Raw genomic sequence first — 23,865 nt, 5'->3', positions numbered from 1 at the left:
CCCTGCATGCACGCATGCCGCAAGCGGGTGGTTAGAATCGAGCCATGTCAAAGACTTCAAGCATGGGCCGTGGAATGTTGGCCCTCCTTGCCGTCGGGGAACGTCACGCAGAAGGATTCGACGGCGGCACGGTGGCCGACGTCGCAGGTCGCCTGGGCAAGGACCGCAGTCAGGTGTCACGGAGCTTGAAGGGGGCACACCAGGAAGGTTTCCTCAGGCGCACCGAGCAGCGTGAATACAGCTTGGACTGGTCCATCCTTACCGACGCTCAGCTGGTGACTGAGCAGCGGTTGAAGACCGACGGTCTCACTGCCTTGGAAGGCTTGGCCTCCGAAACCAACGAGGCCTGCTTTCTGGGCGTGCTCAGTGGAAACAGTACGGTGACAATAGGCGAGCAAGTTCCGGAAAGCGCCAATTTGGTGGGTTCTTGGTTGGGCCGCCCCTACCCCGCCTACTGCAGTGACGCCGGCCAGGCTCTCCTCTGGGATGCTGACGACGCTGAAATACGGAAGATCCTTGACGACGTGGAATTCGTCAACCACGGGCCCAACACCCCGGTGTCAGTGGAAGACTTCCTGGACCGACTCAACAAAGCGCGTGCGCGTGGATATTCAGTAGTGGATGAAGAGGCCGAGCCTGGGCTCTACTCATTGGCGGCACCCATCAGGGACTTCAAGGGAGAAGTTGCAGCTGCCCTGCAGATCGTTGGGCCCAAGGCACGGATCGAACCCCAGCGGGAGGCGTTCGCCGTGGCTCTGGGCTCATGGCGAGAGTGGCTTGAGGCCCAAGTGGGCGGGAGTGCCCAGCCGCTGTGAAGCCGCTTGGAGAACCGCAGCAATCTCCGGGGCGCCCAACTCAAGGTTTGACCGGCTTCCCAGGACGCTGAGGGCCGCCGCAATCCGGCCTCCGGTGTCGCGGACAGGGACAGCCAACTCCCAGACTCCGTGTTCGAACTCTTCAGCGGCCAGAACGAAGCCCCGGGGACGGTCGCGTTCCATTAATCCTGTGACCTCCGCAGCCGAATGCGCAGCCGCTGGTCCGCCGACACCAATGAAGTTGACCTCAGCGAGCAGCGACTCGATTTGAGCGACGGAGTGATCCCACAGCAGCGCGCGGCCCCCGCCAGTGCACCACACGGGCGTCACCATGCCGGGCTTGGCGAAACCACCCAGCACCGAGTTGTTGGTGGACGAGCGCAATAAGAGAACGCGGACGCCGTCCCGTACGGAGAGCCTGGACCTCAACCCGAAGGCCGACACCAACTCTTCCAACTCCGCGCGAGCTTGAAGGACCCATCCTGCATTGAGCGAGGCCGCCAAACTAAAAAACCGTGGTCCCGTCCGGAAGGGGCCGCGGTCTACGCGCTCGAGCAGCCCCAGATCACACAGTTCCTGAGCGAGCCGGGACACACGGCTTTGTTCCATGTCCAACTCCGCGGCCAGGTGCGACACTCCCAGAAGCTGCCGGCCCTGCTTCTCACGGTCCGTTACCAAGCGAACAAGACGAAGGCCCTGCGATAAGGACGACGCCTCGGGTGACACATCCACGAATCCGCTCCTTCCACCAAGCGTTCACGCAATTCTCACACGCTGAAGTGAGGGCAGGGTCATTAAGGGGTCCGCACAACAAGCTCCGCGGCCGGACATGAAGTCCGGCTGCGAAGTGATGGTGGGGCTGAATCAGGCCGAACGCCGTGCCCTGGACTTCCGGCCGTAGCGGAAGTGGAAGAACAGGTAGCAGGCGGCCACGAAGGGAACACCGAAGTACAGGGCGGCAATCTGGGAAGGGTCAAAAGCGATGCCAACGAGGGAGACCAAGCAGAGCGCAAAGGCCAGGATAGGCACCAACGGGTAAAGCGGGGCTTTGTAGGCAAGGTCCTCTACACGCCCGCCATTGCGGACGAACGCCCTGCGATGGAAAAAATGGGATGCTGTGATGGACATCCAGACACCCACCACGGCAAAACCTGCAATGGAAACAAGGGCCAGGTAAACAATCTCCGGGGCAGCCACACTGCTGACCAGGGACGCCAAGCCGCCAACCATGCTGACCGAAAGGGCTATCAGCGGTATGCCGCGTCGGGTGAGACGCTTGAAGGCCTTGGGCGCATGTCCTTCATCGGCCAATGAATAGAGCATCCGTGCGCAAGAGAACAAACCACTGTTTCCGGCAGACAAAAGCGCAGTAATGATGACAAAGTTCATGATGTCCGCTGCGAAGGGGATCCCCACGGAAGCGAAGACCGTAACGAATGGGCTCTCGTCCAACCCCACCTGGTCGAAGGGTACCGTTGCGGCGATCACGGCAATGGCACCCACAAAAAAGATCAGGAGTCGGATGACCGTGCTGCGCATGGCTTTAGGGATGCTCCGGGCCGGGTCCTTGGTTTCCCCGGCGGCTACGCCAATAAGTTCGGAACCGGAGAAGGCATAGAATACCGCCAGTGCTGTCACCAGGACGCCGGAAAATCCGTTGGGGAACAGACCACCCGAAGTATTGAAGTTTTCAAAGAGGAACGGGTGGCTGGTGGACTCCGACATGGGGTGGAAGCCGAACAGGGCAGCCCCGCCAAAGATGATCAGGGCGATGATGGCACCCACCTTGACTATGGAGAACCAGAACTCGGACTCTCCAAAGAACTTGGAGGAGAAGGCGTTGAACCCGAACAGCATGGCGGCGAAGACGAGGCACCACACCCACACATCAACGTCCGGGAACCACCGCTGCATGAGCAATCCGGAGGCTGTGAACTCAGAGCCGATCGCCACTGCCCAACAAAGCCAATAAAGCCAGGCCGTGGCGAAGCCCGTTGCCGGACCGATGGAACGGGCGGCGTAAATGTGAAAAGCACCGGACACCGGGTAAGCGATGGCCAACTCTCCGAGGCAGGCCATCACCAGATAGACCACAAAGGCGCCTACCAGATAGGCAATGACAGCGCCAAGGGGGCCTGCTTGGGAGATGGTGTAGCCGGAGCTCAGAAACAGGCCTGAACCGATGACGCCTCCCATCGCGATCATGATCAGGTGGCGTGGACCCATTGACCGGCGTAGGCCGGTTTCCACTGCCGTGGGCATGGCGTCCGAGGGCTGTTCCAGTTTCAGGGGTGTAGATGATTCCATGTCTTGTCTCCGTTACGTGACAGATGCGAACGGTACGCCGTGGCTGCAGGAGGAAACCAGTCCGCTTGTAGTGACGAAGGTAACACAAGACACGGCCGTATGGGCGTTAAAGACATTTATGAATGTTTATAACGCACGCGTCTTGCCTTGCCTTGCTCGATGGCGCCCGCTGAGAAGAGTGCCCCGGGCTTCAAAGGTCCCGGTAGACCAGCGGAAGCAGCGTCAGTAGTCCGGGTTGCTCGGAACCACGAGTCCGGTTTCGTAGGCGTAGACCACAACCTGCACCCTGTCCCGCAGTTGCAGCTTGCTCAGTATCCGGCGGACGTGGGTCTTCACCGTGGCTTCGGAAAGGAAGAACTTGTGGGCGATCTCCGCGTTGGATAAGCCCTCCGCGATGGTGGTGAGGATTTCGGTTTCACGTGGTGTGAGTTCGTCCAAGAGAGGATCGCGGTGCGGACCCGGCGAGTTACCTGGAACCACGCCGCCTCGAACGTACGTTTCCAGCAGCCGTTGCGTGACTCGGGGAGCCACTACGGCATCGCCGCTGGCCACCAAGCGCACCGCGTGGACCAGCTCGGAAGGGGCCACGTCCTTGAGCAGGAAGGCAGACGCCCCGGCCTGCAGCCCTGTGAAGGCGTACTCATCAAGATCAAATGTGGTGAGGATGATGACCCGTGCATCGGAACCTGAATTCGTGATTCGTCGTGTGGCTTCAATGCCGTCCATGCCCTGCATGCGTACGTCCATCAGGACGACATCCGGCTGCAAAGCTTCCACCTGGCGGACGGCTTCAATTCCATCAGAGGCCTCTCCCACAATCCGGAAGTCGTCCTCGCCTTCAAGAATGAGCCGGAAGCCCATCCTAAGCAGTGGCTGATCGTCCACCAGCAGCACTTTGATGTTGTCATCGGTCATGATTCCCCCTTTTCGCCGTTCCAGCGGAGCTCGGCGTGGACCGCCCAGCCTCCCCTTTTTCCTGGACCGGCCGTAACGATTCCAGCATAGATTCCGGCGCGTTCATTCATTCCTGCAATGCCCTGTCCGGTTCCCAGGCTGCCCACGGTTTCGCTGCCGCCTTCGCGGGTTCCGCGGCCGTCGTCGAGCACGTCGATGGTGACCAAATCGCCGTCGCGAGCCACATGGACGTCAACTCGGCTGAGCGACCGCCCGTACCGCAGGACGTTTGTCAGCGACTCCTGCACGATCCTGTAGACAGTGAGTTCAAAAGCCGGGTCAGCCGGGAGGCCCGGGCCCGTGTGGGCGTAGTGCAGCGGCAGTCCGGCGGTTCGGAAACCGTCCAGGAGTTTCGCAAGGTTCTGCCCGGATTCGAGAGGCGTCAGCGGCGCCGGTCGCCCGGAATCGTCCCTCAGAACCCCGAGTACCCTGCGCATATCGGCCAGCGCGGCCCTGCCGGTGCGCGACAGTTCGCCGAGGACCTCGCCGGCTCGATCCGGATCCTTCTTGACCACCACCGCGGCGCCGTCCGAGAGACTGATCATGACCGTCAACGAGTGGGCCACGACGTCGTGCATTTCGCGGGCGATCCTGTTCCGCTCAGTGACCTTGCCGAGCTGCGTTGTCCGGGCGGCCCACGCGGCGATTTCTGCTTCATGCTCCCTGCGTTGCCGTACCGATATGCCGATACCAGTAGCCAGGAGGTTGGAAAGCAGGATGGACGCAGCAGTGGCGATGTTGTTGATGAGGTGGAAGTTCTCAGGGACGTCCTGCAGGTTGTCCATCTGGCTTGGACTCGTCCACATGAACAAGTACAGAAGGCTCAACGGCAGGCTGGCAGCAGCGAAAACCACTAACGCGAGCCCGCGCTTCCGAAGGGACGCCACGGCATAGAGCGCAAACCATAGACCCGCAGAAACGTTCGAGCCCCACGGGTTCAGGATGGTGGCCGCAATTTCCAGAAGGGCGACCGCGAGCACTACCTGAAGCGGAAATTGCCGCCTGAAGATCAACGCGATGGCGATCAGGAGCAGGATGGCCACCACGAGCCACTTGCCATCGATGATCGAAGTAATGATCGTGGGCAATGCCAACAGCACGTAGCAAAGGATTACCACTGCATCCATGGCGCGAGGGCGCTTGTAGAAGTAGCGCCGGATCCGGCCCCTGCGGCGCTGGGTGATTTCAGCGAAGGACGCGTCGGCCGTGGTGGCTGACGCGTCCTTCATCTGTGAAACTTCAGTCATGGATCGAGCCTAGACGGCAACCCGTCCTAGACGTCCCGCTTCTTGAGCAGGAGCATGGCAAGCGCAACCGGGACAACAACCCAGGCTCCCAGGACCAGTCCTGCCTGCCAGGCTTCGAGCGTTTCGGGGACATGCTCGACGGCGGTCAGCGGACTAATGGTGCTGGTGGGGAGGTACTTGTTGGCTTCCTTGAAGAAGTCGCCGGGGATGAGCTGGAAGGCGATGGGTGCCACGAACAGGAGTCCAACGAGGCTCATGATGCCGCCGGCAGAGTTGCGCACGATTGTTCCGAGGGCCATGCCAATGGCTGCCACAGCTGCCACGTAGATGCTGTTGACCAAAAGGAGCTTGACGGACTGTGAGCTTCCAAGGTCCAGCTTGAGGTCGTAGTTGTCCACGATGGGGAGCGACACAAGCCCGGCAATGTAGATGGACACTGCTGTCAGGAGGAAGGAGCTGACCATGACCACAATCAGCTTGGCCATGAACGGCGAGAGCCTCTTGGGAACGGCGGCAAAGGTGGAGCGCGCCATGCCCGTGGTGAACTCGGAGCTCATGAGCAGGACACCCAGGGATCCGAGGATGAGCTGTGCGAACGAGATTCCGGAGGTGGGGATGCTGACTGCGAGGTCCCCGCCCTGGGCGGCCATGGCGGCTGCGGCATCCGGGTCGTTGGCAACCTGCTCTGCGAACTGTCCCGTTCCCCATGCTGAGAGGGCGGCGAAGCCCACCATGACCAGTGCCGTGGACGCCAAGAGGATCAGCGTGGACATCAGGGTGCGGAACTTGATGAATTCCGAGTTGAGTACGCGGTGGAATGCCGGTCCGGGACCGACGGAGTTGCGAATGGACTTGCGGTCCAAAGTGGTGGTGCTCATGTCTATTTCCCTCCGGCCTGAGCGGGAACCGAGGCCCCGGTGGTGATGTGCGAGTGGTATTCCACCTCGTCTTTGGTCAGTTCCATGTACGCCTCTTCCAGGCTTGCCTGGAGGGGGGTCAACTCGTAGACCATGACTTGGTTGTCCAGGGCTGTGCGGGCGATGCCGCGTGGGTCGAGCCCTGAAACCTCCAGCAGTTCCCGTTCGTGGACCTCCACGGAAACACCGGTTCCGGCAAGGAGCTGCATGAGGCGTTCCGGCTGATCGGTGCGGACGCGAGTGCGGGCGTGGCCCTTGCCGGTGATGATTTCGGCAATGGGTGCGTCGGCGATGATCCTGCCGCGGCCGATTACGATCAGGTGATCCGCCGTCAACGCCATCTCGCTCATGAGGTGGCTGGACAGGAAGACCGTGCGGCCTTCGGAGGCCAGGTACTTGACGAGGTTACGGACCCAGACCACGCCTTCAGGATCGAGGCCGTTGACCGGCTCGTCCAGGATGATGGTCTGCGGATCACCCAGCAGCGCGGCTGCGATGCCGAGGCGTTGACCCATTCCGAGCGAGAACCCCTTGACCTTCTTCTTGGCCACGTCACCCAAGCCGGTCATCTCGATGACTTCACGGACCCGGCTCTTGGGGATGCTGTGCGTCGCCGCCATGGCAAGAAGGTGGTTGTAAGCGGTGCGGCTGGTGTGGACAGCCTTGGCGTCCAGGAGGGCACCGATCTCGCGCAGCGGCGCCTTGTGCTGGGCGAAGGGCTCGCCGTTCACGGTTACAGAGCCCGATGTAGGAGCGTCCAATCCCATGATCATGCGCATTGTGGTTGACTTGCCGGCACCGTTCGGGCCCAGGAAGCCCGTCACCCGTCCGGCTTGGACAGTGAAACTGACGCCGCCCACGGCGGTCTTCTCGCCGTAGACCTTGGTCAGGCCTTTTGCTTCGATCATGGAAGCGTTCCCTCCTCGGAGCACATGTGTGTGCAAGTGAGTTTTGAATGTACCTACAACGCTACTCAGGGAAGGGACGTAAATCGCCTGTCTCAGGGATGATTCAGGGTTCAGTCAGGGTAGTCCTCGCGGATGACTTCGTTACGAACTCAGTCCACAGGCAGCGGCGAGTACACGGTAAGTTCGCGGGGCTTAACAGTGAACGTGGCGCTGCGGACTCCGGGCTTCGGCTCCCCGTCAACCGCCAGGACCAATGGTTGCCCGATGGCCTCCACTGTGATGGTGGTGGCCTCCGTCAGATGGGTGACTTTGGAAGCGGCGACAGTACCGGTCACTACCGCCCACAGCAGCCGCGCCCGGGCGAAGGGCTCGTCCGCAGTGATCATGCGCAGATCGAAAACACCGTCGTCCAGCACGGGCCTGCGAAGCGGTGCATGGTCGCTGGGATAGAACCTGCCCCTGCCCATGTAGAGGATCCAGAGCTTGTGTTTCACCCCATCCACCAGAAGAGTGGTGGGGGAGTTCACGCCGAAGGTACGCAGCGACGCCACCAGGCTGGCCAGCGGTTTACCCATGGCCGGCTGGAGTCGCTCCCGACGCCTGACCAAGTTGGGATATACCCCCACGCTGGCGGTATTCAACATGGCCAGCTCGGTGGTCTCCGGCGTCTCGGGAAGGCCACGTTGCACCAGTACGTGTCCGAGGTCGACCGAGGCTGCATGTCCTTTGGTCACGGCGTCAATTGCGTCGTCGATCGAACTGGTGCCCAGGTCGCGGGCGAAATGGTTGAGGGTTCCGCCCGGAAGCACCAGTAGCGGCAGGGAATGTTCGACGGCGGCAGCCGCCGCAGTGCCCACCGTTCCGTCCCCGCCCCAGACGCCCAGCGCTACGATGCCTGCCCGGGTAGCGACCGCTTGGATCTCGGCAGCCACATCTTCGCCCTCTGCTATTTCATGTATATAAGCCTTAGGGAATATAACTTTGAGCAACTCGGCGGTCTCGGGTGAGTAAGAACCACCCAAGACGTTGATCGCGATACCCAGCCCTTCGCCGTCGGATATTGCAGGAGCGTCTGCGGGTGTCCTGCGAGGCATTGGTTCAGGCGGCCGGGGCGGCCACCATCTGCGCGTCAGCAGGGCTGCCCCCGCGCCGAGAGCGGAACCGAACACCACATCCGAGGGCCAGTGAGCACCCGTGTGAACGCGCGAGTACGCAACGCCGGCAGCTATGGGGGCCAGCAAGGCGCCGAGAGCCGGGGAAACGATGCCGGCGCCTACTGCAAAGGCCACAGCGGATGCGGAATGGCCGGAGGGCATGGAAGAACTGATCGGCTGCGGGTGCACGAAACGGAAGATGGGCAAGTGCTCAGGCAGCGGCCGGGTGCGGGGAAGCGCCGTTTTGAAGACCAGGTTTGTCACCCCTGATGCAACGCCTAAGGCAAGGAGCCCGTGCAGGGCTGCCCTCCGGGGCTTTCCCGGGAACGTTGCCATGATTCCCGCGATCCCGAACCACAGCTTGCCTTTGGTGGCAGCTGCGGAGAGCTCGCGGAAGAACACATCGTGATCACCTTGGGGCTGCCGGGACACAGCCCGGACCAGGAAATGGTCGAATCCTGCAACCCGTTTGGGGCCTTTGCCCAAGAAGCCTCGCATCCCCTCACACTAACGCCTGCCGGTGCCGTCCAGCGGCCATGGCTACGATGAATGGATGATTCGTGTACTCCATCCGCGTCAACGTCGCAGCTGGCAACTGGTGACTCCTGGAGTGCTTCTGCTCTGCGCCTTCACTATTCCCGGGGTGCTGCTGATGACCGGGCAAGGCGAGCCGGCGTTCAACAGCGTAGACACCACTTGGCAGGCCTACGCCTTCAGCCTGCACTCGCCCTTTTGGGATGGCGTGAACGTGGTCCTCAACTGGGCCGGGTACGCGGGGATGCTTGTCTTCCACGTGCTGCTCGCCATTTCACTCCTCATTTGGCAGCGACCAATGGCCGCAGTCTTCGCTGCTCTCAGCGGCATAGTCGTGCTGGCGCTGACGCAGCTCGCCAAAGCTATGGTAGGCAGGGACAGGCCCGAAGGAGCCAGGGTTCTATCCGATACAGGTTCATACCCCTCGGGGCATGTATCTACCACTACGGCCTTCCTTGTGGTGCTCGCCCTCCTCATTGGGCGTTGGTGGATGGCCCTGATAGCTGCCATCGGCGTCATAGCCATGATGATCAGCCGCACGTATCTCTCGGCCCACTGGCTCAGCGACGTCCTCGGTGGCGCCTGCCTCGCCACCGGCATCGTTCTCTTGATGTGGTGGCGGTTCCGGGACATATGCATTCAGGAGAATGAGCAAGCGGACGGAAAGACTATTTGGGCGGCAAAGGCTTCGCAACGCCGGCAAGCAGCAGGGCAAGCAAAATAGGCGCCCCGATGGCCAGCAGGGCCATATGGATTCCGGTGTGGTCGCCAAGGTAGCCCAGCAGGGGCGGACCCGCCAGGAACGCTACGTAGCCGATAGTGGAAACCACTGACACCCGTGCGGCTGCGTGCTTGGGATCGTCCGCTGCAGCCGACATTCCCATGGGGAAAGCCAACGCCGCGCCGATGCCCCACAGTGCCGCACCAACGCCTGCCAGGAATACATTGCCGGCAAAAACGAACAGGGCGAGTCCCACTGCGGCTGCGGCCATGCTGGCCCGGAGGACGTTCACTCGTCCAAACTTGTCGATCGCCTTGCCGCCCAGGAACCGCATCACTGTCATGGCAAGGACAAAGAGCGCGAACAGCAAAGCACCCGTGGACTCCGAGGCGCCCAGTCCGTCCACTGCGGCCTTCGCAATCCAGTCGTTACCCGCACCTTCGGTGAGCGTCGCGCCCAGGACCACGACGCCGATGAGCAGCGTCCTGCCATCCCGCCAAGCTGCGGGGCCCTTCTCAGCCGCCACGCCGCCGTCGTGAATTTCTTCCACCTCGTGCGGCAGGAAGTACTTGGGGACCGTCAGCGCCAAGGCGACAGCGATGGCTGCAATGACCAACAAATGCTCGGGCAAGCCGACGCCCAGTTGCGACAGGCCGGCGCCGATCAGCGCTCCCAGGAACGCGCCACCGCTGAAGGCAGCATGGAACTGCGGCATGATGGTGCGCTTCAGGCGGTGCTCAACGTCCGCGCCTTCGATGTTCTGCGCCACGTCCCACAGGCCGATGCCGATGCCGAAGAAGAACAGCGCAATTGCTGTACCCGGCACGGAGGCGGCCATCAGCGAGAAGGCAATGGCCGCGCCCGCAGCGCCCGCCACGATGCTGGCCACCCGGACCGTGTTGGCCGTACCGATCCTGCCCACCACCCAACCGGCTGAAGGCAGGGCCAGCAATGACCCGACGGCGGTGCAGAGCAGCAGGGTCCCCATCTGGCCGGACGTCAGGCTGAGCGCCTCCGTCACGGCAGGGATGCGGGCAGCCCAACTGGCGAACACCAAACCGTTCATGCCGAAAATCAGGAACGTCGCCACCGCAGCGGCGTTGACGTTGGTAGTGCTTCTGGTGTTGGTGGTCATGCAATCACAACTTCCACGGAGAGTTTGTTGAGCCGGTCAAGATCTTCGGGGGATGGTTCCTTGTCTGTCACAATCACAGCCACGGTGTCCATCGCTGCAACCAGTGCCAGTGCATTGGCATTCCATTTGCTTCCTGAGGCAGCCACAATCACCCGCACCGCCGATTCCAGGCCGGCGCGCTTGACTGCGGCGTCCTCGAGATCGTGTGCCAGCAGGCCGTCTTTCAGGTTCAGGGCGCAGGGAGTTACGACGGCGGTGTCGAACCTCAGTGAGCGAACGTTGGCTTCGGTCATGGGTCCCCTGAACGACTGTTCCCCTGGGGTGAGACGGCCGCCAGGAAGAAGGAGCTCCGGAGCATGGCCGTCCTTGCTGTGTGTCAGCGCCTCGACGCCGTGCAGGGACATAGGCATGACCGTCAGTTCCCTGTTACTCAAGCGGCGTGCGATCTCAGTCGCTGTGGACCCGCTGTCCAGCCACACATGCTCGCGGTCTTTGATCAGCTTGTCTACCGCCCTCGCGATGCGAATCTTGGCCTCGTGGTCTTCCAATTCGCGCTGACCGTAACCGGGGTTGTCGCCGCGTGCCAGCAAGCTGCGTGCACCGCCGTGGACACGCTTCAGGACTCCGTTGGCTGCGAGGATTTCCAGGTCGCGGCGGACGGTAGCTCCTGAAGCGCCCGTCGCTTGGACCAGCTCATCGACTGTGGCCTCTTCGCGTGTGCGCAACAGCTCGCCAATGAGCCGGTGGCGGTCAGCAGTTCCCATGCTTCAACCGTAGCAAGGTTTGCTCAGTTAATCATTCCGAGTGATCATTTGCTCATAGCTCAGGTTAGCGGGCGCGCTCTACCCGTTTCTCGTCCCACACGGGTTCCTCAGACTCGTAGACCTTTCCGTCGGAGCCGAAGATCAGGAACCGGTCGAAAGATTTAGCGAACCAACGGTCGTGTGTGACGGCAAGGACGGTGCCTTCGAAAGCATCGATCGCCCGTTCGAGAGCCTCACCCGAGTGCAGGTCCAAGTTGTCCGTGGGCTCGTCGAGCAGCAGCAAAGTGGCGCCCGAGAGCTGGAGCAGCAGAATCTGGAACCGCGCCTGTTGGCCACCGGACAAGGACTCGTACTTCTGCTCGGACTGAGCAGCCAAGCCATAGGAATCCAACGCCCCGGCTGCAGCCTCGCGCGGAAGGCCGGAGCGGTGCTCGTCTCCACGGTGCAGGATCTCCAACAAAGTCCTGCCCAACAGATCCGGGCGGACATGCGTCTGGGCAAAGAAACCGGGCCGGATGCGGGCGCCCAGTTTCACAGTGCCTTCGTGCGGAACTTCAGCGATGACGACGTCGGACACCGGCAGGTGCTCGCGCTCGGGGTCGGTGCCGCCGGTGGCGAGCAGCCGCAGGAAGTGGCTCTTGCCGGAACCATTGGAACCGAGCACGCCAACGCGGTCACCAAACCAAATCTCCGTAGAAAACGGCTTCATGAGCCCGGTCAGTTCGAGCTTTTCGGCCACGACAGCACGCTTGGCTGTTCGCCCACCCTTGAGGCGCATCTTGACGTTCTGCTCGATCGGCAAGGCCTCAGGCGGGCCGGCTTCCAGGAACTTGGCCAGACGGGTCTGCGCTGCCTGGTACCGGTTGGCCATGTCGGAGCGGAACGCGGCCTTGTTCTTGTACATGTTGACGAGTTCCTTGAGCTTGATGTGCTCCTCGTCCCAACGCTTGCGAAGTTCCTCGAACCTGGCGTTCCTGTCGGCGCGTGCCTCCACATATGAGCCGAAGCCGCCACCATGGATCCATGCACCCGCACCGTTGATGCCTGGCTCAAGCGTGACGATACGGCCGGCAGCGTTGTTGAGCAGCTCGCGGTCGTGGCTGATGAACAGCACGGTCTTCTTGGACTCGTTGAGCTTCCCCTCCAGCCAACGCTTGCCGGGGACATCCAGGTAGTTGTCGGGCTCGTCGAGGAGCAGGAGCTCATCCGGACCGGCAAACAGGGCTTCCAGCACCAAGCGCTTCTGCTCGCCACCGGACAACGTGGAGGCACGGCGGAACTGTGCCTTGTCGAAGGAAATTCCGAGGGCTGCCATGCACACTTCGTCCCAGACGGTCTCGACGTCGTACCCGCCGGCATCTCCCCAGTCCACGATCGCTTGGGCGTACTTCATCTGGGTGGGCTCGTCGTCGTGCTCCATCATGGCGAGCTCGGCGTCCTCCACGGCCTTGGCAGCGGCAGCGAGGCCGGCCTGTGCCGTGGAAACCAGGAGATCGCGGACGGTGGATTCGTCACGGACCTGCCCGACGAACTGCCGCATGATTCCCATGTTTCCGGAACGTCCCACCACGCCTTCGTCAGGGGTGAGATCGCCCGAAATGATCTTGAACAGGGTGGTCTTGCCCGTTCCATTGGGCCCGATGAGCGCCGTCTTGGTGCCATCGGGGACCTTGAAGGTCACCCCGTTGAGCAGCTGGGTGCCGTCGGAGAGGAAGTAGTCGATGCCGGAAACGTCAATATGGGCCACGTTTCAATCCTCCCATGGCGGTGTATTGGCGCTCGACGGCGGAACGTCTCCTTTCGGTGACACCCTCCGATTCAGCCGGCCGCGGTAAGGAATGACTTCAGCAGGGGACCACTGGTAGTGGCCCCCAGGCCGCCTTCTTCCACGAACACGGCAACTGCGAGGTCCCCATGCGTTGCGACGATCCACGCGTGGGTCTTGGGCGGATTGTCGTTGCCGAACTCAGCGGTACCCGTCTTTGCTCCCACCGGCGTCCCGGGGACTTCTGCGAGGAACCCTGCATGGCCAGAGGTCACCACAGCCCGCATCATGTCCGACAGCGCAGCGGCTTCATCCTTGGTGATCGGCTTGGTGGAGGCGGGTGAGACGGGAACGGCGCTTACTGAAGCGGACGACGGCGACGCGTTGCCGCTTTCGGTGGGCGTGGCACTGGAACTGGGGTTCCGGGCGCCATCAGGGTTCTGTGCAGCATCGGCGTTCAACACGAGCTGTGGAGAAACGGGAGCGCCGTTGGCAACGGAAGCAGCCATGACCGCAGCCGAGAGCGGGGAAAAGAGCACCTTGCCCTGGCCGATCATGGAAGCAGCGTGCTCGGTGCCCTCGGCAGCACCAGGAACCGAGCCGAGGAAGGCGTCGGCCCCCAGCTTGGGAGCTTCAACCGCTACACCCAATGCCTGCGCGGCGGATTCGAGCTGGTCCTGGCTGACAGCATCACGCGCGTTGATGAAAGCAGTATTGCAGGAGTGCGCAAAAGCATCCCGCAGGGCAACCGAGCCAAGGGAGCTTGCCGGGTAGCCCTCGGCATTTTTGAAAGTGCGGCCGTCCACAGTCAGTGTCGAAGGGCATTCAACCTTCGAGTCCGGTGTGGCCCCGTTGCGGAACATCGCCAGGGAATCAACAATCTTGAAGGTGGAACCCGGTGCGTATTGACCAAGCAGGGCTGTGTTGTAGCCGTTGCTGCCTGGTCCGGAGGCGGCAGCAACGACGGCCCCGGTTGATGGTTTGAGGGCAACAATGGCCGATGCGGGCCCAACCTTGGCCAGCGTCTCTTCCGCTAGCTGCTGGAGCTTAAGGTCAAGCGTGGTCTTGAGCGTAGTGCCAGGCGACGGAAGCGACGAGAAGAACACTTTGGTGCCGGGTGTCTCGCCTTCAGACTTCACCTCGGGGGTGGCAAGTACTTCCACGCCGTCCTTACCGCGCAGCAACGAATCGTACTTTTGCTGCAGCCCGCCGGTACCCGTGGTGTCTCCGGCACGCAGCGCACCATTGGAGTTTTCAATCTGTTCGGCACTGGCTTGTCCAACGCTGCCCAGCAATGCCCGCGCGAAGGTCCGTGTGGGGGCCAGCGCCATGGAGTCCAGAATGCTCGAACCGCCTGGAATGGCCTCGATCTTCGCTTCAGTGATCTCCGCAGTGTAGGCGCGCAGCACAATGCCCTCGACGAAAGCCTGCGGACCTGACGCGGCAACCTGCTTGGCATACTCTTCTGCGTCCAACCCGAGCAATGCCGCCATGGCCCGTGCGGAGGCGTCGGCTTGTTCAGCCGGAACCTTGGTTTTGTCGATGCCCACCCGGAAGACGGGACGGTCCTCAACGATCGGAGCATCGCCGGCGCCCAGGATCTGGCCTCGTTGGGCGGGCACGGTCTTGACCGACAGGGTCTCACCCTCGGCAAGTTCCGGTGCAAGGAGTGCAGGAGTCCATTGCACAGCCCATTTGTCGCCCGACTTCTTCAGCGTGGCCTCGGAGCTGTACTCCCACTTGGCCGAGCCGATGTTCCAACTGTAGTTAAGGGGGAAAGTTGCGGTGTCGCCGTCGAGCTTGACGTCGCCTGACTCCACCGCGGGCTTTGCGTTGAGTCCCCCGAACACGGCCTTGAGTTGGTCGTTGGCCGCGGCAGCGTCCTTGCCGTCAACGGCGAGCTGGCCGACGTCGAGCGCTGCCAAAGATGAAGCGAGCTGCTTGGCTGCTCCCTCCGCGCCGGAGCGGCCGTCGTCGCAGGCGGTCAACGAACCAGCCATCACCAACGATACGAGACCAAGGACAAGACTATGTTTTTTCAATTTCCCCATTTGCGACATTATGCCCGGTTCCCCTGACAGTTTCTTCCGGCGCCGATTAAACGGAGAGTCAGCGTCAGGCTTCGGAGCGCACGTGAGGTCGACGGACACTGTCTCAGGGGCGAATCCCGGTGTGTAAGTGCGCGACTGGTACTTGTTCACTCCGTCGACATTGACCTTGAAGATGATGTTGCCGCCGAAGCCACTCTCAAGGCCAACCTGTGAGGTGAATGAGGTACATTTTCCGCCCAGGTAATAAGTGATCTTGGAGGGAGCGTGCACGCCAAGGCCTTTGCTGAACACTGGTTGCTGACCGGTGGCAGGGTCCGTGTAGTTGATGGTCAACGGCTTGTCCGGGGACGACGCCGAGTCTTTGTTCGCCACGTTCTTACCGATCACACCGTAGCCGTTCAGAGCCTGGACCCATGGCGTCTCGGAGGCGTAGACAGAACCAACCGGCACGTCCGTACGTCAGTGTCAAAACCTGGCTGGTCCCGTTGCCCACTGCCGCAGCAGCGCGGTTCTGGGATTTAGCGCCCGCGGATGATCCTGCGCTGGGTCGCTACGGCAATCGCGGCCGTTCGGTTGTCCACGCCAAGCTTTGAATAGATGTGCACCAAATGGGTCTTCACGGTGGCCTCGGAAATGAAGAGTTGCTTGGCCATGGCACGGTTGCTAATGCCGGTGGCCAAAAGCTCCAACAGCTGCACCTCCCGGGCGCTCAGCGCCGGCGAAGGGTTCCGTATGCGGCCCATGAGCCGCGCTGCAACCTCCGGCGCCAGCGCGGTTTGTCCGGCAGCCGCGGACAGGACAGCTTGCCTGATCTGCTCCGGTGGAGCGTCCTTCAACATGTACCCACTGGCGCCGGCTTCTACTGCAGCGAGGATGTCGGCATCGGTGTCGTAGGTGGTCAGTATCAGCACCGGTGGCGGGGGAGTCCCGGCCTCGCCGGACTTGATCTTCGCCGTGGCTGTAACGCCGTCCATGCCGCTGCCCATCTGCAGGTCCATGAGCACCAGGTCCACAGGCTCACCAAGGATCTGCAGCTTGCTGAGTTCCGCCAACGCGGCATCACCATCCGCGGCCTCGGCCACCACGGAGACACCCGGAAAGTCAGCCAGCATGGCCCTTAGGCCCGCCCGGACCACCGGGTGATCGTCCACCAACAAGACTCGGATTTCACTCATGCAGCACCTTCATCCACCGGCAGCGGTAGGCGAATTGCAACCACGGTTCCTTCGCCGGGCGCCGACTCGATCTCCAGGCGGCCGTCCAGCACGGCCAACCGTTCGCGCAAACTCTGAAGCCCGACGCCGGTGCCGTCCCCACGCGCTGTACCTGCCGCCGTCGACGGTTCGAAACCCACGCCGTCGTCGAAAACGTCCAGGGTCACCTCCTCGCCGGGGAAGGACAAGGTCACGACGGCGGCGCGCGCCTGGGCGTGCGCCCATACGTTCGCGAGGGAAGCCTGGGCGGCCCGAAGCAGGGTGGTCTGGTACGTGTTCGGCAGTTCTACCGGCGTACCCACCAACTCAAAGCGGCAACGCAGCGCAGATCCGCGGGCAGCAGCCTCCGTTTCCGTCTTTTCGCAGAGCCGTCGGAGGGTGTCCACGAGTCCCGACTCCTGGAGATCCGGGGACCGCAAACCGCGAACAAAGCTGCGCGCCTCGGCCAGATTGGCAGCTGCCGTGTCCTGTACCGTCCGCAATCGCTCCTTTGCGGCGGTGGCGTCGCCGTCGTCCAGGGCTTTCTCTGCGGATCTACCCATCAGGATGATGCTCGAAAAGCCCTGGGCCAGGGTGTCGTGGATTTCCCGCGCGATCCGTTCGCGTTCAGCCAGCATCCCGGCGTCGTGCTGGGTCCGGGCAAGTTCGGCGCGTGTCCTGCGCAGCTCGTCGGCAACAGTGCGCTGGTTTTCGGCTTCCAGGAACAAGGCCCTGTAGGCCAAACCGGTGACCACTGCGAAGATGGCCCCAAACGCCGGTCCCAGGATCATCGCAAGCTGCGGGCCGTCGTCGGACGATCCCCTGCTGTGGAACCACAAAGTGCCCACCAGAAGGGCCGTGCTCACCGCAATCGCGGGGAGGGCCAAACGCCGGGGGAGCAGGTGAAGCTGCAGGAAGAACAGGGGAAAGGCCACCCATGCGAAGTCGCTGCTGACCAGCAGGAGCAGCAGCCACACGAGCATCACCGCGGCCAGCCACCAACGTGCATAGGGTGTGGGATTTAAACGAGTGGCGTCACTTGAATGGCGCTTTTCCAAGAGTGTCCCGCTGAGGTACACCAGCGCTAGCAGGACCGAAAGCCCGAGTCCAGCAACCACAGCCACCGCCGACGGCGCACCGTTGGTCCCCATTCCCGTCAGCAACCGGACAACAGCCACCAGCAGCAGAACCGCGAAGCCCACATGCAGGCTCACGCGCAGCACACGGAGGATTGTGGCGGCGCCAGCGGGAGACTGCATGCTTCCCAGCGTATCCCCGGGCTTTCGCAAACCGCCCCGGATTCGGCGCCATTGCGCCGGAATCAACCATTTGGATGATCACCGGCTCAACCCCACGCCGCCAGCCAATCCATCCGGCTTCCGATGCTGCTTGGAGCCATGGCCGGAAGAGTTGGGATGGCCGGGACAAGCCCGCATTGAATCGAAGGAATCCGATGTTTCTTGCCATTCGCGACATCCGTTTCGCCAAGGGTCGTTTCGCCCTCATGGCCAGCGTCGTCGCCCTGATTACCTTGCTGCTCGTCATGCTTTCCGGGCTGACTGCGGGCTTAGGCAACCAGTCGACGTCGGCCATAGGGGCTCTGCCCGTTCAACAGATTGTCTTCGGTGCCACTGCCGGCGGGGAGCCGAAAACGTCTTATACGGAGTCGGAAGTTTCCCTTGACCAACTTGAGTCCTGGCGGGAACAGCCGGGCATCGCTTCGGCCCAGGAGCTCGGAATCAGCCAAACGCGTGTCCAGTCGCTGGGGCCGGACGGTATGGCAATTGGCACGGCGAACATTGCGGTGTTTGGCGGGACGGTGGCTCCGGCAGCCGTGGAGGACGGGACGGTGGTGGTTGGCGAAACTCTTGCCAAGGATTTCTCGCTGGAGGCCGGCAGCCTGGTCCGGGTGGGCGGGACCGAACTCACCGTTTCCGACGTCGTGGAGGACCAGTGGTACTCGCACGCCGGCGTGGTATGGACAACGTTGGACACTTGGCGGACCATCGCCCACGCGTCACCGGGCTCTGCCACTGTTATCGCCGCAACTTTCGACGCCGGATCTTCCGTGGACCTCGACGCCGCCAACGCGGCGGCCGGCACAGTCAGCACCGATCCTGTGGGTTCGTTCCAGGCCCTTTCCTCGTACAAGAGTGAAAACGGGTCCCTCATGCTCATGCAGGCATTCCTTTATGGGATCTCGGCGTTGGTGATTGTCGCCTTCCTCACCGTCTGGACTGTGCAGCGCACGCGGGACATCGCCGTGCTCAAAGCCCTGGGAGCTTCATCCGGCTATGTGTTGCGGGATGCCCTTGCCCAGGCGGCCATGGTGTTGCTGATCGGGGCTTTGGTGGGCGGCCTGACTGGCGTGGTGGGCGGAACCTTCGCGGCCCGCGCCGCGCCTTTCCTGATCACGCCCTTGACCACCCTCGTCCCCATTGCCGGGATCATCCTCCTCGGCTTGGCGGGAGCTGTCCTGGCCGTCAGAAGCGTCACCAAGGTAGATCCGCTGCTGGCCCTCGGCGGAAATTAACTGAGACATTCCCAGAAAGGCATACACCATGATTGAAGCATTGAACCTGATCAACGTATCCCTCGAGTACCCCGACGGCAGCTCCACCCTCAAAGCACTGGATAAGGTCAGCCTCAGCCTTCGCAGGGGTGAATTCCTGTCCCTCGTAGGTCCCTCCGGTTCCGGCAAGTCTTCGCTGCTCGCCGTTGCCGCGACTCTCGTGAAGCCGACGGCCGGCCTCGTCGTCATCGACGGACAGGACGTCTCCGCCCTTTCGGACGCCGAACGCACAGCACTCCGACGGGACAAGGTGGGCATCATCTTCCAGCAACCCAACCTGCTGCCGGCACTGACCGCCGTCGAGCAGTTGCTGATTCGCGAGCATCTGCGCGGCAAGCCAGTACGCGAAGAACGGGAGAAGGCTGCAAAACTACTGGACGTGGTGGGGCTGTCCGGGATGGCCCACAAGAGGCCTCACCAGTTGTCCGGCGGCCAACGCCAGAGGGTGAACATCGCGAGGGCCCTCATGGGCAGCCCCACCGTTCTCCTTGTCGATGAGCCGACAGCCGCACTGGACCACGAACGCAGTGGGTCGATTGTTCGGCTGCTCCGCCAGGTCACCGATGAGTTCCGGACCGCAACCATCATGGTCACGCATGACACCGAGTTCCTACCCATCACTGACGCCGTTGCCACCATGAGGGACGGAAGGATCAGCCGCACATTGGTGCCGTCCTCCCAACCCATGTAGCTCGCAGAGCAGCGTTGTGAGCCCTCAAAACGCGATCATCTGCTTCTCAGTTGGGCGAGCCGAGGAGCGCTTCATCCTGCGCATCGTCGTAGGCGTCGCGGGCCTGGAGGATTGTGGGGACGTGGCTTTCGGCCCAGTGTCGCAGCATGGTCAGCGGCTGCAGCAGGGACTCACCCAAGGCCGTCAGCTCATACTCCACCCGTGGCGGCACTTGTGCGTAGACGGTCCGCGTAATGAGGCCGTCACGCTCCAGGGCGCGCAGGGTTTGCGTCAGGACTTTGGGAGTTACTACGTTCACCATTTTGCGGAGTTCCGAGAAGCGGACGGGCCCGTCGCCGAGCACTTGGATCACCAATGAAGCCCACTTGTCGCCGATGCGCTGGAAGACCACCCGTGACGGACAGTTGGGGTCCAGGATGTTTCCGGAGAGGTCATTAGTATCCAAGAGGTAACTCGGTTTCTTTGAAGCTATCAGTATCTGCTGGATACCGTTGTGGTTATTGCAAGGATACCAACCTCAAGGAGAGCTATGAAAATCGCAGTTTACGGCGCAACGGGCATGGTCGGCAGCCAGATTGTCAACGAGTCCATCACCCGAGGCCACGAGGTCACGGCTATCTCCCGCAAGGGCGCAGAGGTTCCCGGAGCCGCTGCCAGGGCAGCAGATCTGGCAGATGCCGAGGCATTTGCCTCGATCGCCAAGGATCACGACGTCGTTGTGCTGGCAACGGGTCCCAGCCGCACCGGCGGCGACCATGGCGAGTGGCTTGATGCTATGGCTTCGGCCTACAGCAATGCCGAAGGAACCCGTCTCATGATCGTCGGCGGCGCCGGCACCCTGGAAATCGATGGCGTCCGTCTGCTCGATTCCCCTGACTTCCCCGAGGCCTACAAAGCTGAAGCGACAACCGCCGCCAAAGCCCTCGAAGCTGTAAAGCAGACCCCGGAGACCATCGATTGGACCGTCCTGGCTCCTGCACCCGTCATCCAGCCGGGCGAACGCACCGGTGCCTACACGATTGCCAAGGACTCACCCGCCGGCAACAGCATATCCACGCAGGACTACGCCGTGGTCATGCTCGACGAGATCGAAAGCCCGGCTCACCGTCGCGCCCGCTTCACGGCCGCCAACTAGAGCCGCCTACTCACGAGCAACTACAGGCCAACACCCAGCCCGGGTACCCGCATCTTGAATATGTCCTTAAGGGCATATCTTGCCGCGTGGTACCCGGGCATTCCCGTCACCCCGGGACCAGGCGGCGTTGAGGAGGAGCACAGATACACACCCTGCATAGGGGTCCGCCACGGCACGTTGGACACGACCGGACGTTGCACCAGACCGCGCAGGTCCAGCAGGCCTGCGCTGAAGTCTCCCCCAACATAGTTCTCGTTGTACGCGGACAGTTCCGCCGCCGTCGTGGTTTTCGACGCCACCACCACATCGCGGAAACCTGGCGCGTACCGCTCAATACGTGCCGTGACGGCTTCGGCCATGTCTACCGTGGAGTTGGCGGGTACGTGGCAGTAGGACCACAAAACGTGACGGCCTTCCGGAGCCCGGGTCGGATCCACCACGGATGGCTGGGACACCAGGACGTAGGGCTCCGTTGGGTGTTTGCCCATATCCACCAGGTTCTCGGACTCCGCCATGGCCCGCCGTGATCCGCCCACGTGGACCGTCCCTGCCTTCGCCAACCCGGCATCACGCCACGGCACGGGACCTGACAGGATGAAGTCCACCTTGCATGCTGCATTCCCGAACCGGAATGCTTCAAGTGCGCGACGGTAACCATCAGGAACTTCCGCGCCGCCCAGTCGCGCCAAAGTAGGCGGAGCAATATCCAACAGGATGGCCTTCGCGGGCCGGACCTGATCCAGCGAGTTCACGCGTTCACCCACATGAATCGTGCCGCCGTGCGCGGTGAGATCATCAGCCATGGCCCGTGCAATGGACATCGAGCCACCCACTGGTATCACCCAACCGCCGGCGTGAGCCAGAATACTGAGCAACAGTCCGGCACCGGTTGAACTGAGGGAAGGCTGCGAGCCGAGCGCATGTGACATGACACCCGTCAATAACGCTGGGGCGGCTTCTTCGCGGAATCGGCGCATCCAGATCGGAGTCCCTTGGTCCAAGGTGGCCAGACCAAACCTGATTGCCGCCAGGGGATCCTTTGGAATACGCAGGAGTTGGTTGGACGTAAAGTCCACCACCCCGTCCACCCGTTCAAGCAACGGCTGGAGCAGCCCGCGGTAAGCGGGACCATCGACGCCCAGTTCCTGCACCGTGCGATCCAGGGACTGGTAGGCCAAGGCCGCACCACCCACGTCCAAGGGTGTGCCGTGTTGGACCTCCGGCACCCGCAGATCCACGCGGTCTGATAGCTCGAAAGCGCGGAAGAAGGGCGACGCCACAGCCATGGGATGCACTGCCGAGCACACATCGTAGAGGTAGCCGGGTTCCATCAACTCGCTGGTCCGGGAACCACCACCGATCGCATCGGCTGCTTCGTAGAGATGGACACTCAGGCCTGCGCGGGCCATAACAACTGCGGCGGCCAGGCCGTTGGGGCCGGCGCCGACGACGGCGACATCAACCATCGCTGTTTACCTCCGTACGCTGGGGTGCTTTGGGATCCGTAGTTTCCACCGTAGCCGGGTGACGCCAGGGCAGCACTGACCGGGAGGGTCGGAGCACGTCGAGCCGTAGCCAGTCCCGGGTGCCATCGAAGGGTCCACCGTGGGGATCGTCCTCGCCATACACGCGGAGTGGATCCTGGGCAGGATCCCAGATATCAATGACCACCCGCACCATGAGATAGGCCGTCGCAACCATGTGCAGCCCTACGGCCAGCACGTAATAGGACATATCGATGTTGTGCTGGACGTTACCGCCGCTGGTCGTCTGGCCCAAGTACATCCATACCGCAGCCCAGTGGAGCCCTTCTGCAGCTTGCCAGAGGAGGAAGTCGCGCCAGCGGGGTCGGGCCAGGGCAAGGAGCGGTATGAGCCAGATGACGAATTGGGGGGAGTAGACCTTGTTGGTCAGGATGAATGCGGCAACAATCAGGAACACCAGCTGGGCCAGGCGGGGTCGCCGTGGAGCGCACAAAGCCAAGGCCCCAATAAGTGCGCATGCCACGACGAACAGGCACAGTGCCAGTGTATTAATGGTTGCGCCGTCCATCTGGGCCCAACGAACCCTGTCCGCCACGAGGTTGTAAGCAAACCAGGGTGAGCTGTATCCGGCAGGGCGGTCCTGGCTGAATTCGAAAAAGTATCGCCAACCCGAGGGGTTCATCGCTGCGATGGGCAGATTCACAGCCAGCCAGGATGCAAGGGCCACACCAGTGGTGATGAAGAAGACGCGCAGCTTACCGGTTCGCAGGCTCAGTACCAGGACAGCACCGAGTATGAGGACCGGGTATAGCTTGGTGGCTGCTCCCAGTCCGATGACTAGGCCGGCCAGGATCAGCTTGTCCCTGGAGAACAAGTACATCCCCAGGGCCAGCAGCCCCACGGCCCACATGTCCCAGTTGATGAATCCGGCAAGAATAATCCCGGGGGCCACGGCCACCATGGCGGCGTCCCAGGGGCGGCGCCTGTTGATTCTTGCGGTCAGGAGGACAGTGACGATCCACACCGCCACGATCAGTGTTGCGTTAACGTCAAAGTAGCCCAGGATGCGTTCGTTCCCTATGCCCTGGCCTGGAACCATCAAAGCGGTGATGCCGGCGATGATGCCCATGAGCACGGGATATTCGAACAAGCTGCCTTGGCTGAAGAACGGAAAAATACCGTCACCCAGGCCGCGGTTGCGAAAGAGCTCAGGAAAATCGGAGTAGCAGGTTGCGTAGAACTGGCCTGGCGTCTCCCAACCACGGACGCGACAGAAGTCCTTTGCAAGCACGGCAAGGAGGGCAGCGACAACGGTGAGGATGATCAGGACCCGTTCCACAGTGAACGGTCCGGACGCCATCTTCCCGGGCGAGGAGTGCTTGCCCAAGGGTCCGCCCACCACTTCCGTGAAGTTGCGAAGCAGGGCATCGCTGCGGCTGGGAACCACAAAGCGGGCACGTTTTTGCAGCCGGTGAGGATTCGTCTCCTGCATGGATCGAGCTTACAGTCCCTGCGAGG

General features: G+C 62.2%; 21 protein-coding genes. 5 read left to right on the top strand and 16 right to left on the bottom strand.

Features of this window, described 5'->3' with window-relative positions:
* The first annotated feature begins 44 nt into the window (after positions 1-44).
* Positions 45-815 carry an IclR family transcriptional regulator gene (locus ACLRGI_RS10045; RefSeq protein ID WP_419201509.1) on the top strand — a complete coding sequence of 257 codons (771 nt, stop codon included), beginning with the start codon at positions 45-47 and terminating at the stop codon, positions 813-815.
* Here the strand turns inward: ACLRGI_RS10045 and ACLRGI_RS10040 are convergent.
* The 7 genes from ACLRGI_RS10040 to ACLRGI_RS10010 all read right to left on the bottom strand — a co-directional run bounded on the left by ACLRGI_RS10040 (position 762) and on the right by ACLRGI_RS10010 (position 8,800).
* Positions 762-1,547 (bottom strand): IclR family transcriptional regulator, encoded by a 786-nt coding sequence (locus ACLRGI_RS10040; protein WP_419201508.1) that lies wholly within the window; start codon positions 1,545-1,547, stop codon positions 762-764. The genes ACLRGI_RS10045 and ACLRGI_RS10040 overlap by 54 nt on opposite strands.
* Before the next feature lie 132 nt (positions 1,548-1,679).
* Complete coding sequence (locus tag ACLRGI_RS10035) at positions 1,680-3,122, bottom strand: amino acid permease (protein WP_419201507.1); 1,443 nt, start codon at positions 3,120-3,122, stop codon at positions 1,680-1,682.
* 222 nt (positions 3,123-3,344) lie between these two features.
* Complete coding sequence (locus ACLRGI_RS10030; protein ID WP_419201506.1) at positions 3,345-4,037, bottom strand: response regulator; 693 nt, start codon at positions 4,035-4,037, stop codon at positions 3,345-3,347.
* A complete protein-coding gene (locus ACLRGI_RS10025) occupies positions 4,034-5,323 on the bottom strand; it encodes a sensor histidine kinase (protein WP_419201505.1) in 1,290 nt (429 codons plus the stop codon). The genes ACLRGI_RS10030 and ACLRGI_RS10025 overlap by 4 nt, the downstream gene beginning before the upstream one ends.
* 26 nt (positions 5,324-5,349) lie before the next feature.
* Positions 5,350-6,201, bottom strand: a complete 852-nt coding sequence (locus tag ACLRGI_RS10020; protein WP_419201504.1) for an ABC transporter permease — start codon at positions 6,199-6,201, stop codon at positions 5,350-5,352.
* Positions 6,202-6,203: 2 nt separating this feature from the next.
* The gene (locus ACLRGI_RS10015) at positions 6,204-7,148 is read right to left on the bottom strand and encodes an ABC transporter ATP-binding protein (RefSeq protein ID WP_142937331.1); all 945 of its coding nucleotides are present in this window, start codon (positions 7,146-7,148) and stop codon (positions 6,204-6,206) included.
* Positions 7,149-7,297: 149 nt separating this feature from the next.
* The gene (locus tag ACLRGI_RS10010; RefSeq protein ID WP_419201503.1) at positions 7,298-8,800 is read right to left on the bottom strand and encodes a bifunctional phosphatase PAP2/diacylglycerol kinase family protein; all 1,503 of its coding nucleotides are present in this window, start codon (positions 8,798-8,800) and stop codon (positions 7,298-7,300) included.
* Positions 8,801-8,855: 55 nt separating this feature from the next.
* On the opposite strand from ACLRGI_RS10010, the gene ACLRGI_RS10005 reads away from it, so the two are divergent.
* Complete coding sequence (locus tag ACLRGI_RS10005; protein WP_419201502.1) at positions 8,856-9,560, top strand: phosphatase PAP2 family protein; 705 nt, start codon at positions 8,856-8,858, stop codon at positions 9,558-9,560.
* Here the strand turns inward: ACLRGI_RS10005 and ACLRGI_RS10000 are convergent.
* The 6 genes from ACLRGI_RS10000 to ACLRGI_RS09975 form a co-directional block, all read right to left on the bottom strand.
* Positions 9,505-10,692: an MFS transporter gene (locus ACLRGI_RS10000; RefSeq protein ID WP_419201501.1), complete on the bottom strand. Its 1,188-nt coding sequence runs from the start codon at positions 10,690-10,692 to the stop codon at positions 9,505-9,507. The two genes, ACLRGI_RS10005 and ACLRGI_RS10000, sit on opposite strands and share 56 nt — an antisense overlap.
* The gene (locus ACLRGI_RS09995) at positions 10,689-11,456 is read right to left on the bottom strand and encodes a DeoR/GlpR family DNA-binding transcription regulator (RefSeq protein ID WP_419201500.1); all 768 of its coding nucleotides are present in this window, start codon (positions 11,454-11,456) and stop codon (positions 10,689-10,691) included. Before ACLRGI_RS09995 ends, ACLRGI_RS10000 begins: the two co-directional genes overlap by 4 nt.
* Before the next feature lie 64 nt (positions 11,457-11,520).
* Entirely contained in the window at positions 11,521-13,203 is a 1,683-nt protein-coding gene (locus ACLRGI_RS09990; RefSeq protein WP_419201499.1) for an ABC-F family ATP-binding cassette domain-containing protein, read from the bottom strand.
* A 71-nt stretch (positions 13,204-13,274) separates the two neighbouring features.
* Positions 13,275-15,722, bottom strand: a complete 2,448-nt coding sequence (locus ACLRGI_RS09985) for a penicillin-binding transpeptidase domain-containing protein (RefSeq protein WP_419201498.1) — start codon at positions 15,720-15,722, stop codon at positions 13,275-13,277.
* Positions 15,723-15,790: 68 nt separating this feature from the next.
* Entirely contained in the window at positions 15,791-16,447 is a 657-nt protein-coding gene (locus ACLRGI_RS09980) for a response regulator (RefSeq protein ID WP_419201497.1), read from the bottom strand.
* Entirely contained in the window at positions 16,444-17,724 is a 1,281-nt protein-coding gene (locus ACLRGI_RS09975; protein WP_419201496.1) for a sensor histidine kinase, read from the bottom strand. Before ACLRGI_RS09975 ends, ACLRGI_RS09980 begins: the two co-directional genes overlap by 4 nt.
* Positions 17,725-17,918: 194 nt before the next feature.
* Between ACLRGI_RS09975 and ACLRGI_RS09970 the strand changes: the two genes are divergently transcribed.
* Entirely contained in the window at positions 17,919-18,998 is a 1,080-nt protein-coding gene (locus ACLRGI_RS09970) for an ABC transporter permease (protein ID WP_419201495.1), read from the top strand.
* Positions 18,999-19,026: 28 nt separating this feature from the next.
* A complete protein-coding gene (locus ACLRGI_RS09965; RefSeq protein ID WP_419201494.1) occupies positions 19,027-19,728 on the top strand; it encodes an ABC transporter ATP-binding protein in 702 nt (233 codons plus the stop codon).
* Positions 19,729-19,774: 46 nt separating this feature from the next.
* Here ACLRGI_RS09965 and ACLRGI_RS09960 read toward each other — a convergent pair whose 3' ends face one another.
* The gene (locus tag ACLRGI_RS09960) at positions 19,775-20,173 is read right to left on the bottom strand and encodes a winged helix-turn-helix transcriptional regulator (protein WP_419201493.1); all 399 of its coding nucleotides are present in this window, start codon (positions 20,171-20,173) and stop codon (positions 19,775-19,777) included.
* Positions 20,174-20,257: 84 nt separating this feature from the next.
* On the opposite strand from ACLRGI_RS09960, the gene ACLRGI_RS09955 reads away from it, so the two are divergent.
* Positions 20,258-20,863 carry an NAD(P)-dependent oxidoreductase gene (locus ACLRGI_RS09955; RefSeq protein WP_419201492.1) on the top strand — a complete coding sequence of 202 codons (606 nt, stop codon included), beginning with the start codon at positions 20,258-20,260 and terminating at the stop codon, positions 20,861-20,863.
* 20 nt (positions 20,864-20,883) lie between these two features.
* On the opposite strand, the gene ACLRGI_RS09950 is transcribed toward ACLRGI_RS09955, so the two are convergent.
* On the bottom strand, positions 20,884-22,329 hold the full coding sequence (locus ACLRGI_RS09950) for a phytoene desaturase family protein (RefSeq protein WP_419201491.1): 1,446 nt from the start codon (positions 22,327-22,329) through the stop codon (positions 20,884-20,886).
* The gene (locus ACLRGI_RS09945) at positions 22,322-23,839 is read right to left on the bottom strand and encodes a glycosyltransferase family 87 protein (protein WP_419201490.1); all 1,518 of its coding nucleotides are present in this window, start codon (positions 23,837-23,839) and stop codon (positions 22,322-22,324) included. Before ACLRGI_RS09945 ends, ACLRGI_RS09950 begins: the two co-directional genes overlap by 8 nt.
* Between the last annotated feature and the right edge of the window lie 26 nt (positions 23,840-23,865).

The sequence above is a fragment of the Paenarthrobacter sp. PPS72 genome (assembly GCF_048537125.1).
In the GTDB taxonomy this organism is placed as follows: Bacteria; Actinomycetota; Actinomycetes; order Actinomycetales; family Micrococcaceae; genus Arthrobacter; species Arthrobacter nitroguajacolicus_E.
Note: the sequence above shows the minus strand (reverse complement) of the source record. Positions and strands in the feature narration are given on the sequence as shown.